The 12,004-nt window shown below is 43.2% G+C and carries 6 protein-coding genes and 2 pseudogenes; 3 read left to right on the forward strand and 5 right to left on the reverse strand.

All coding sequences use genetic code 11. The features are described 5' to 3' along the window. The 3 genes and pseudogenes from ABYB02_RS09785 to ABYB02_RS09795 all read left to right on the forward strand — a co-directional run. Positions 1-244 (forward strand): annotated as a pseudogene (locus ABYB02_RS09785) (glutamine--fructose-6-phosphate aminotransferase); the annotation flags it as partial. A 681-nt stretch (positions 245-925) separates the two neighbouring features. Beyond that, positions 926-3,682, forward strand: coding sequence for a TonB-dependent receptor domain-containing protein (locus tag ABYB02_RS09790; protein WP_372762282.1), 2,757 nt, complete (start codon positions 926-928; stop codon positions 3,680-3,682). A 281-nt stretch (positions 3,683-3,963) separates the two neighbouring features. Further along, positions 3,964-5,265: a DEAD/DEAH box helicase gene (locus ABYB02_RS09795; protein WP_372762283.1), complete on the forward strand. Its 1,302-nt coding sequence runs from the start codon at positions 3,964-3,966 to the stop codon at positions 5,263-5,265. A gap of 25 nt (positions 5,266-5,290) precedes the next feature. Here ABYB02_RS09795 and ABYB02_RS09800 read toward each other — a convergent pair whose 3' ends face one another. From ABYB02_RS09800 to ABYB02_RS09820, 5 genes and pseudogenes are all read right to left on the reverse strand, one after another. Then, complete coding sequence (locus ABYB02_RS09800) at positions 5,291-8,284, reverse strand: diguanylate cyclase (protein ID WP_372762284.1); 2,994 nt, start codon at positions 8,282-8,284, stop codon at positions 5,291-5,293. A 219-nt stretch (positions 8,285-8,503) separates the two neighbouring features. Next, positions 8,504-8,749 (reverse strand): DUF3297 family protein, encoded by a 246-nt coding sequence (locus ABYB02_RS09805; protein ID WP_372762285.1) that lies wholly within the window; start codon positions 8,747-8,749, stop codon positions 8,504-8,506. A 118-nt stretch (positions 8,750-8,867) separates the two neighbouring features. Next, a pseudogene (rnr, locus tag ABYB02_RS09810) lies at positions 8,868-11,109 on the reverse strand (ribonuclease R). 272 nt (positions 11,110-11,381) lie between these two features. After that, positions 11,382-11,591: a cold-shock protein gene (locus ABYB02_RS09815; RefSeq protein WP_372762286.1), complete on the reverse strand. Its 210-nt coding sequence runs from the start codon at positions 11,589-11,591 to the stop codon at positions 11,382-11,384. 188 nt (positions 11,592-11,779) lie between these two features. Continuing rightward, complete coding sequence (locus ABYB02_RS09820) at positions 11,780-11,989, reverse strand: cold-shock protein (protein ID WP_007377377.1); 210 nt, start codon at positions 11,987-11,989, stop codon at positions 11,780-11,782. Between the last annotated feature and the right edge of the window lie 15 nt (positions 11,990-12,004).

Consider the following 12,004-nt stretch of genomic DNA (forward strand, 5'->3'; position numbering starts at 1 on the left):
ACTTAAATCAAACGTAGAAGAAGTACGTGCACGTGGCGGCATTATTTACGTATTCGCTGATAAAGACTCACATTTTGAGTCAGACGACACTATGCGTGTGATCAACGTAAATCACGTAGATGACATTATTGCACCTGTGGTTTACACCTTGCCATTGCAGTTACTGTCGTACTACGTAGCAGTAATTAAAGGCACTGATGTTGACCAACCACGTAACTTAGCTAAATCTGTTACTGTTGAGTAACTTATTTAGTGAGTGTTTAGCTTGGGGGGAAACAATAAAGTTTCACCCCAAATAAATTATTACCTCAAACAACATTACTCCAAATATAAATAACTTAAAGCCGACAATTATGTCGGCTTTAACATATCAATTTAATTGTTATCCGCTACAACTGCCTGTTTAGCTGATTCTTAATATTAGCACTTTTTAATGGTGCGAGAGTTTTAAAGCTTTATACAACCACTAAGCAGATTGTAAAGCACGCTCGCATTACCAGTTATTGTATACCTGTCTTAAATTGCCAATGAGTTGCAACTCCCCTCCTTGTATTATGCTATATCACAACTCTTACCACTCGAGGGTCGTTGTTTAAAAAATAGAATCGATGCTGTCAGATATGAAAAGCTAATGTTAAAAAGTAATGACATTCGATAAGTTTCTCTTGTAATTATAATGATATGTTATATTGTAGCGTTCGCGTTGTCGGGGGGTAAACTTGTGCGCTTAATTTATAACGCGCTTTTAGGTGGCTGAGCTGGTGTGCTAAGCGCTTAATCTTTGTGGTTTAAGTAAGGTTACTTAACTGATCTTTGCGCAGGTATGCAAAGCCAAGCAGCTAAATAAGTATCGCCCGCCAACAGACGTAGTTTACATAACCTCAACGATAAACTATAAAATTTCATCATTAATTTCAGGCACAATATGAAAAGAAAACCTCTAGCTATCGCTATTTATGCGCTTATGGCTAGCTATGCGAATCACGCTAGCGCAAATGACAGTAATAAAAGTGATACAAAAAATGCTCCCTCTGCAGAAACATCTTCTGCAACTCAACTGGAAACTATCGTGGTTGAAGGCGAAGCGAGTGGTCCTTCCGCTTTAGCCTTTGGCAACACTAAAAAAGCCAGCGATGTAATAATTAGTCGTGAGCAATTAAGTATGCGCTCAGCGACTTTGGGTAATGCGTTGTCGGCAGAGCTTGGGATCCACAGCAACGCTTTTGGAGGAGGCTCATCAGCGCCAGTTATCCGTGGACAAGACGGAGTACGGGTTAAAATTTTACAAAACGGTATTGATGTAATTGATGTATCAAGTATGTCACCTGATCATGTCATTACTACCGATACCCTACTTGCTGAGCGAGTCGAATTGGTGCGTGGCCCTTCCACACTACTGTATGGTACTGCGTCATCCGCAGGGGTAGTCAATGTGGTGGACAAGCGCATTCCGTATAAGATGCCCAATGGTAATTTTAATGACCGGGTCGAGGGTGAGGCATTACTTCGCTATAACACGAATAACCAAGAAGCACTGGCTACGGCTGGGGCTACCGTTAAGTTAACCAATAATATTGCATTGCGTGTTGAAGGGTTAAGTCGAGATGCCGATAACTATAAAGTACCTGAATTTAAATCAGATGTGATACTTAACTACTTACCAGACTCTTATAATAAATCACAAGTGGGCACGATAGGGTTATCTTGGATTGAAGATACGGGTTATATCGGGGTTGCTTATAGCCGACGCCAAGACATATATGGTATTCCAGGCCATAACCACAATTATGACAGTTGTGAGGGGCACCTCATTAACTGGCTTGGTTCATCAGAAACTGGCTTTCATGGTCGCTACTACCTTAATGCCTATCCGCACTTAATGGAAGATAGTGACATGATAGATTTTCCACACTTTGATGGCTGCCATGTAGGTGGTCATGCTGATGACCATGGCCACGAACATAGCCATGATCAGCCTCATGGCTTTGAGCATAACCATAATCACAAAGGCCCTTGGGTAGATATGACCTCAGATCGGTATGATGTACGGGGTGAGTTAAAGCAGCCGATTCAAGGTATTGATAAAGTTAAACTGAGTCTAACTTATGCAGATTATCAGCATGATGAAAATGACCCTGGCAACCCTGAGCGCAATACAGGTATTGGAGAAGGGCTCGATCCTAGGCTAGATAAAGGCCACGCCGCCGCAGTGTTTAATAACCAAGGCTTTAATGGTCGTTTGGAGGTATACCATACGCCAGTTAATGGGTTTAGTGGTATGCTGGGAGTGCAGTATCAAAAGCAAGAGATGAGTGCTACGGTTCCTTATTTGCTCAGCTACGGTGATACCTCGCAAGCAGATCCCCGCTTTTTACTTGCGCCACATAGCAATAAAAACCTAAGTGTGTTTGGGTTGGAGCAATATCAAGTTGGTGATTTTACATTTGAAGTGGCGGCTCGATGGGAAAAACAAAAAACACCGGTAAAATATGATCACGAGTTATTAAATAGAAAACTAGAGTGGCTGAACACTGGTTTCCCTGCTTTGGATTCCAATAAAGTTGAACATCCCGATCTAAGCCCTTACAAAGAAAATGCCGCCTCTTATGCGGGCAGTATCATTTGGGACTTTGCCCCTGAATACCGTGTGTCGTTGTCTGTTTCACATAATGAGCGCCTACCTTCATCGATGGAGCTGTATTATAACGGCAAGCACTTGGCCACCAACTCGTTTGAATATGGAAATAAAAACCTACAAAAAGAACGTTCAAATAACATTGAATTGGGTATCTCTCACTCTAGTGAAAATTGGGAATATAATTTAAGTGGTTATTATAATCATTTTGGCAATTACATTTTTAATGAAAACATCACTAAGTTTGGCGACTTGTACATGCGTCGCTACAATCAAACCACCGCCCGCTTTTATGGCTTAGAGGGGGATATTAGCTATAACATTACGGCCAATCAAAAGCTGACAGTGTTTGGTGATTTTGTGCGTGGTAAAATTGGTTCGCTAGCCCCTGTTGTTGGAAAATCTTTATATGGTGAAAGCTCTGAGGTTTTAGGTCTAAAGCCTAGCTGCCAGGGATTAAGTGGTGAGCAGATTGCCGATCAATTATCAAATTGTGTATTGCTGTCTAACCAACAAGCCAATCCAATTTTAGAAGTTGATGAAGCCTGTACTGCTAATGACTTAGTTAATGCAGCCGAATATTGTGTGTTGAGCTATCCTGAAAAATTGGGCACAGATGTACTAGAACGCCCTAGTACTAATGCACCACGAGTGCCACCTGCCCGCTTAGGTTTTCGTTATCACAACTACTTAACCGATAAGCTTTCAATCAATATGGATTACACTCGTGTATTTTCGCAAAAGAAAGTCACTACCTCCACCATAGCTATCAAGCCGCTTGAGTATGATGAAGATGGCACTAAGCGACAATATAATAATAACTCACTGTTGATGCAGCCTAGACTGGTTAAAGAAAACGAGACTCAGGGCTACAACTTATTAAATATTGGCGCAGACTATGAGAGTACTTATGGCAATATTGACTATATCTTATCACTACGTGCAAATAACCTCCTTGATGAGAAAGTTTATATTCACAATTCCTTCTTGCCTTATGTGCCACAAATGGGTCGCAGCTTTACGCTGGGGTTAAATGTTAAATTCTAATCCTGTAGCCTTCTAAGTAGTGTAGCTCAGCGGCGCTGCTCGCCGCTGAGTTTTATATTATCAGTAAAAAAATATATGTGAGTTAAAAATGCGACAGTAGGCTTTTTGTACAGATGGTGTTTGATGTACCACCTAGGTAAAAGTATTCATAATTAAAAAATGCGAATGCTGCTTCATTTTGCTGTTGCTAAAATTGTATTTAAATCACTAATCCCTACTTAATAAGCGCTAAATACGCTAAAATTACAGGCTACTTTTTTAGCAATAAGCCCGTAATAGATATGACCTCAACCGCAAGCCCTAGCACATTTACCAAACTTGGCCTTATTCCAGAGCTACTCGCTCGATTAACCGATTTAGAATACAGCCAACCTACGCCCATTCAAGCTAAGGCGATTCCAAGTGTACTTGCGGGTAGCGATTTAATTGCGGGGGCAAATACCGGCTCGGGTAAAACGGCGACGTTTGCTTTGCCTATGCTGCAAAAAGCATTTGTTGAACAAGGTGCTAAAAAAGCAACCAGCAAAGGTAACTTTGTAACTGGGCTTATTTTAGTACCTACGCGTGAGCTGGCTACGCAGGTAGCCGATAGCGTTAAATCGTACTCTGCGAACTTTAATGGCGCGATTAAAACAGTGGCTGTGTTTGGTGGCGTGTCGGTTAATAGCCAAATGCAGGCACTGCGTGGTGGCGCTGATATTATCGTGGCAACCCCTGGACGGTTACTCGACTTAATCTCAAGTAATGCGATTAAGCTCGATAAAGTAACTACCCTTGTGCTTGATGAAGCCGACCGCATGCTCAGCCTTGGCTTTACCGAAGAGCTTGCTGAGCTGCTAGCGTTAATGCCTGCTAAAAAACAAACTATGCTATTTTCAGCCACCTTTCCAGATCAAGTAACGTTATTAACGCAACAGTTGCTAAACGACCCTGTTGAAATTCAAGTACAAAACAAAGATGAAAGCACCTTAGTACAGCGGGTATTTACCGTGAACAAAGGCGAGAAAACCACGGTTTTAGCGCATTTAATTAAGCAGCACCAATGGCGCCAAGCGCTGATTTTTGTCAACGCTAAAAAAGACTGTGAGCACTTAGCCAGCAAACTTGAAAAACGCGGCGTGAACGCGCAAGTGTTCCATGGCGATAAAGGCCAAAGCGAGCGTACTCGGGTAATCGAAAAATTTAAAGCAGGCGAAATAGAGGTACTGATTGCCACCGATATTGCTGCTCGTGGTTTAGATATTGCCAAACTGCCGGTGGTAATTAACTTTAACCTACCACGCAGCCCTGCTGATTATATGCACCGTATTGGCCGCAGTGGCCGTGCCGGTGAAGTAGGGTTAGCGCTGTCGTTAATTGATTATGACGATTTTCATCACTTTAAAATCATCGAAAAGAAAAACAAACTTCGCTTAGAACGCGAAGAAGTGGCGGGTTTTGCCGTAAACCAAGTGAATCTTGATGCCGCTGCGGCACTTAAAAATGACAAGCCAATGGCCAAGCCTGAAGGCACAGGTAAGAAAAAGCATAAAAAGAACGCCGCTAGCGATGATGTATGGGCTGGTTGGAAAAACCGTAACTAACTCTATTGAGCCGCACTAGCGGCTGCTACTCGCTATAGGCAACCACTTGATTGCGACCGGCCGCTTTGCCTTGATAAAGGGCTTGGTCGGCTTGTTGTAACCAAAGCTCTAATGGTTTGTCGGCGGCTAAGTTAGCGACCAAGCCTATGGTCACTGTCGCGCAGGTTGGTATCTTAAGTTGCTTACTCACCTGTTGCTCTACCCCGTGGCGTAGCTTTTCGGCTAAGGTGAGTGCGCCAGCTTGACTGGTATTTGGCAGCATTACCACAAACTCTTCGCCTCCCCATCGCGCTACTATATCTTGCTCACGTAGTGTGTTAGTAAGCGTCGTGGCAATTAATTTTAAACACTCGTCGCCTTTTTGATGGCCGTAGTTATCGTTAAACTTTTTAAAGTAGTCTACATCAAGCAGTAATATGGCTAAATTAGCGGGGGTACGGCGGCGTTGTTGTTGAGTTAAGGTAAAAGCCTTAACAAAGCCACGGCGATTATTAAGCCCCGTTAAGTAATCGGTATCGACTAGTTGTCTTAATGTGCTATTTGCTTGCTCTAACTGTTGTGTGCGTTCAGCAACGTCATGTTCTAACTGTTTGGTGAGCGCCGCGAGTCGCTGGGTGCGTAAGCGAATGCCGCCATACACTATCACCACTAGGGTTACTAACAACAGGCTGATTGTGCCAGCATTCATCCACCAAGGGGGGCTTACGTTAAATGTAAGTTGCAGCGGCGTGGCGCTGATCCGCCCCTGACTATTTTTGCCCTCTACAGTAAGTACGTTAACCCCAATAGGTAAGCTTGCTAACAATAGCTGATTGTCACGCCGCCATTCACTCCATACTGCATCGGGGCCATTTAATCGGTAGCGATATAAATTTTTATTCGGCTCGCGGTAATCGGTTACGGTAAAGTGTAAATTAATATTGGTGTGATCATGGGCCAGCGAAAACGCCGTTTGATTAAAGCTGATAGTAGGAGTGATATCTTGTTGGCCCAAAAAGATTTGGCTTAATCTGATATCAAATGGCGCTTCGTCAATTTTAATCTCGGTAGGATTAAACTCAAATGCACCATTAGGGCTCGCTATGGCCAGCTTGCCGTTAGCAGAGCGAGCTATCCCTCGTTCGGTAAATGAGTCGGCGATTAAGCCATGGGTTAAGCCTATGGTGCGAATTGTCTCGTTGCTAGGATTAAACCTAACCAAGCCTTGATGGGTAGTCACCCACAAAAAGCCAGCTTCATCATGTGTGGCCCCTAAAATACGTTTAGACGGAAAGCCTTGTTGCTCGCTGTATTGGCTTACTTCGCCCGTATCGCCATTAATGCGCCACAAGCCTTCATTAGAGCATACCCAGAGGGTACTTTCAGGATAACTGTGTGCGCATAATAACGGGGCTGAAGTAGGAATTTTCGTTACCGGATCGCTATTCTGAAGTGATATTAATCCCGAATAGCGCGTTGCCGCATGAAGCCCAGAGTGTGCAATATTAAATATTGCGTAAGCTATATTGCCCCGTACCTCAGCAATACGTTTGTCAACCCAGCTGAAGCGTTTGCTGGTGGTTGAATAGCGCGCAATACCTTGCCCTCTAATGCCAAATAATAAATCGTCGCCATCGGCATAAATACTGCTGAGCTGCACATCTGTTAACTCAAGCTGAGAAAACTCGGTATAGCGACTAAGTTGTTGCAGTTGTGCAAATTGTTGGGTGCTGGCTTGAAATACGCCTTCGTTGGTGCCCACCCAGAGCTGCTGCTCGCTATCAACAAACAACACACTAATATCATGCACATTATAATGTGTAGGAAATGGCACGTAGTGCCACTGTGGCTGAGGCCCCGCGCTAACGCGCTGAAAAACGCCTTGCTCCGTGGCTAGCCAAAGCTCAGCAGTGTGACTGTAATGCACCGCTTTAACCGCTTGGCTGGTTAAGCCATAGGTTTGGCGAGGTGCGGTTAATAAATCAGTAAACAGTGGTAGCGTTTTTATACCCTTAAACAATCCTTGCTCACGCGTGCCCACCCAAAGTCCCTGGGTTTTATCGAAAAACAAACTGCGTATATCTACGCCAGCCAATTGGGGGGTATTGGCTGTTTGGTTAATCCGTTTTAGGCTGCTGGCATCTAATTGATGCAGCCCTCTGTTCGTGCCAACTAGCACCGTATTCATGGCACTGTCGGCAATAATATCGTTAACTCTAATATTCACTCGAGCGTTGGGCTGATTATCTAAATCAATCAGCGTAAATTGTGCTGTGTGCGGATTAAATATAAACAAGCCTTCATTGGTGCCCACCCATAGTGCATCGTTTATTAGCTCTATAGTGCGAATTTCGTTGGAGCGACTTTGCCCCGTTTTGCTGGGATTGATAAGAAACTGCTGCCAATCGCTTAAATCTTTTGCCAGCCGATATACGCCATGTGAAGTTGCCACCCAAATGGCGTGTTGCGATTCTTGTAGCCACCAGATCCTAAGTGAACTGAGCGGGTTGTCTTCTGGTAAAGAGTGGATCACGTTCGGCTGATCGGTATGTAAGTAATTGAGTCCGGTTAGGGTGCCAATCCACAGTCTTTTTTGTGAGTCGGTAAACAGAGTTTGTACATGATCGTTACTGATACTGGCACGGGGAGTGGTGTGTTGGTAATGTGTTTTTAATTGCCGGCTCGAATCCCAGCGAAATAAGCCCTTGCCCCAAGTTGCGGCCCATATGGTGTTATTACTGACTAATAGCTTAGAAATATCAGCATACTCGTCTTGAGCAAATAGCACATCTGCCCACACTTGATAATTTTTGCCATCATAGCGTACTAAACCATCGGTATCGGTGGCCAGCCAAATTATGTCCCTTTGATCTGCGGTGACATGGTAAACCGATGCTTGGCGAGCGCCCACCGGTTCATTAATAGCAGAAAACTGGTAGATTTGTTGCGTGACAGGGTGTGACGCCTGCACCGTATTACTAAGCAAACACAGGTAATTTAAAAATAAGTAACCAAAGGTGGTAAACACGGATCGCAGCATGGCAGTATTGTTTTTTTATGGACACTCTTTAGGTTAGCGGACAATCAATGGGTTTTCTAGCCATATTCCCTATAATTTAACGACTTATCGCTTTTTAGCAGCATGACAGCGGCCAGCATCGTATTCGTTTTGCGTTATAAACAGGCATTAAAAAAGCCAGTAACAACTGACTTTTTAATACACTTGCTGGTAATGATTAGGCATTTAATGCCGTAGTCATTACTTATAAAATACCTCTACAGTGCCTTTTACTTTCATAAGTAATGGCTGGCCATGGCGATCTAGCGCTTTAGGTGCGGCAACTTTGATCCAGCCTTCGCTGATGCAATACTCTTCAACGTCAAAACGTTCTTTGCCGTTCAAAGTTACACCAATTTCATGTTCAAATACTTCTTCTACATAAAATTTGCTGCGTGGATTAATCGAAAGTTGGTCTGGTAACTCTGGCTTATTTGTATCAGTCATAATAGTGATCTGCATTGAATAGATAGTGCGCTATTGTAGGCAATACGGGCTTTATGCTCAAGCACGACAACAATAAAGTTAGTTATTTAACATTATTGTTGTGCCGCCACCGTTTAAACTAATGAAAGGTAATTTGTGCAAGTGAAAAACACATTTTACGTTGGCGAAAATCAATGCTTTTTAACGTGACGCTAACGCGCTCACCCATGCTGAACTTTTGCTTGTTGTTGCTCCACTGTTGTTTGGCGGCGTTAAAGTCAAACTCACCTTGGCTAAAACTGCTCACGGGTACTAAGCCTTCAACAGCGGTGCTGTCTAGCTCAACAAAAAAGCCAGCACTCGACACCCCACTAATGGTGGCGGTAAAAGTATCGCCTATATACGGCTTCATATAGCTGCACTTTAATGCACTTTCTACTTCGCGGCTAATGTCGTTGGCTTGGCGCGACTGAGCCGAGCAATGCAAACTTAATGTTTCTATACTTTCTTGGCTATAAGGGTACGCTTTTTTAGCTAGCTTATGATTGGTCGTTGTTTTATTAGCAAATACATTAAAAAAACTGATCACCCGTTGTAAGCCATTTTGCTGCTTAGCCTGTATTTTAGCGCGAATGGCACGATGCGTAACTAAATCGGCATAACGACGAATAGGCGAGGTAAAGTGTGCATAGGTTTCATACGCTAAACCAAAGTGCCCATGGTTATTAGCCGAGTACTCAGCTTGCGATTGTGAGCGGAGCAATAAAGTGCGGATCACGCTGGCATCACTACGCTGGCGAATAGTGCTTAGTAGCTTATTATAATCAGCCGGGGTTGGTTTTTCGCCACCACCAAGTTGTAAGCCTCTTTCAGCTAAGAGCGCTCGTAACACTTGTAGTTTTTTCTGTTGTGGCCCTGCATGCACTCGAAACAAACTCGGTATTTTGTGTTTAGCTAAAAACTCGGCAGTACACACGTTAGCGGCCAGCATAAATTCTTCAATCATTCTGTGAGCATCGTTGCGCTCAATTGGCTCAATATGGGTGATTTTTTGATTTTTATTTAGCTTAAGAGCCAGCTCTTGGCTATCAAAATCAATCGCACCGCGCAGTGTGCGCGCTGCGTTTAAATCGACATAAAGCGCGTGCAAATTTTTAATCAGCGGCGTCACATCAGCATTTGGCTCAGCGAACTTATTAGCGTGGCCCGTATTGGGTTTGCTCAGCATGGTATGTGCTTGTGTATAGGTCAGTCTTGCATGTGAGTGGATCACCCCTTCGTTAAACTCAGCATGAGTCACTTGGCCAGCTTGGCTAATGGTCATATCACACACTAATACTAGGCGATCTTCATGTGGGTTTAACGAACACAGCCCATTAGATAAAGCCTCTGGCAGCATAGGTATCACTTGCCCTGGGCAATAAATAGAGGTGGCGCGTTGCGACATCTAACACATCATTAGCTTTTACATAATGCGACACATCGGCAATGGCAACCAGTAAGCGCCAGTTGCCTTGCTCGGTTCTTTCACAATACACGGCATCATCAAAGTCTTTGGCGTCTGCGCCATCAATAGTAACAAATGGATATAAGCGGTAATCAACACGGGCTAATTTATCTTGCTCGGTTACTTTATTGCCAAACGAGTTGGCTTGCGCAAGTACGTCGCTGTTCCACTTTTCGCTGATACCATGGCGACGCAGCGCCAACTTGGTTTCCATGCCGGCAGAGTGAGGCTGACCAAGGACTTCGGTTATTTGTACTTGGGTTGCATGGCGAAAAGTAGGGTACTGGGTAATTTCAGTATTTACATACTGGCCCACACTGGTGTTTGCTAATTGGCACTGCGCTACTTGCACTTTTTGTGGGCATTTAGTGTTATCGGCCACGAGTACGTAGTCTTTGCCTTGGCGTTTTAATATGCCGGCTAAATGCGTTGTTTTGCGCTCAATAATTTTTATTAACTTATTGTTTGAGCGTTTATGGCTGCCAGCTTGCTGCAACACCTGCACAATATCGCCTTCAAAAACATGGCTTAACTGGTTTTTAGCAATAAATAAATCTTTTTCGCTGGCGCTATAATTAACGAAGCCAAAGCCATCGGCATGCAGGGTAATGGCACCACTGACCAGCAAAGCTTGATCAATAACTTGGTAACCTTTGTGTTGGCTAAACATCAGTTGGCCATCGCGTTCCATGGCGCGCAAACGTCTTCTGAGCGCTTCTTTTTGCTCTGCGTTTTTTAGCTCTAAGGCGTGTGCGATTTGTTCACGATTCAGGTTTTTTTTCATTTTGCCAAATAGGCTTAAAATAAATTCACGACCTGGGATCGGGTTTTCATAAATGGGTGATGATAATGGTGCGGTTGGGTTCAAATTCATAAAACTCTCTTAAATTCGCCCAGCGCTGTTACTGTGTATCTTCAAACTAGGAATATAAAAGACTTAAGATTGATAAAGATAAGGTGAAATAAAGCATAAGGCGAGACTGACTCGAACAATGAGTCGATATAAAAAATTAAGCTGCATTAGTACATACTCAATTGGGGTGTTTAGTAATACCGGTTATTAAATGTAACAGGTAAAAATTAGCTCACCAATAAATTAGTTATCAATGAGCTATTAATACGTTAAAGCGTATTATTTAACCGTGTTTATATACAAACAATGTTTTCGGCTTGTGGGCCTTTTTGACCTTGTGAAACAGTAAACTGCACACGTTGGCCTTCAGCTAAGGTTTTGAAACCGTCGCCTGAAATTGCACTGAAGTGTGCAAATACGTCTGCGCCAGATTCTTGCTCGATAAAGCCAAAACCTTTTGCTTCGTTAAACCATTTTACTGAACCAGTTGTTGTATTAGACATAATAAGTATCCTAAAAATTAATATAAGGGTGCCTGAAAATAGGCGATTGAGCCGGAAAAAATAAGTTAACTTGAGGATATCGCGTAGGATTATTACTAAAACAACGGGGTACTAACAAATAAAACAGAACTTCTTTCAAACTAATATTTTGTAATGGGTTATTACTAACCCATTAAATTGTTATGCAATTAGATGCAAACAATGTTTTCGGCTTGTGGGCCTTTTTGACCTTGTGTAACAGTAAACTGCACACGTTGGCCTTCAGCTAAGGTTTTGAAACCGTCGCCTGAAATTGCACTGAAGTGTGCAAACACGTCTGCGCCAGATTCTTGCTCGATAAAGCCAAAACCTTTTGCTTCGTTAAACCATTTTACTGAACCAGTTGTTGTATTAGACATAATAAGTATCCTAAA

Origin of the sequence: Pseudoalteromonas sp. (assembly GCF_041613455.1) — a bacterium.
GTDB lineage: Bacteria > Pseudomonadota > Gammaproteobacteria > Enterobacterales > Alteromonadaceae > Pseudoalteromonas.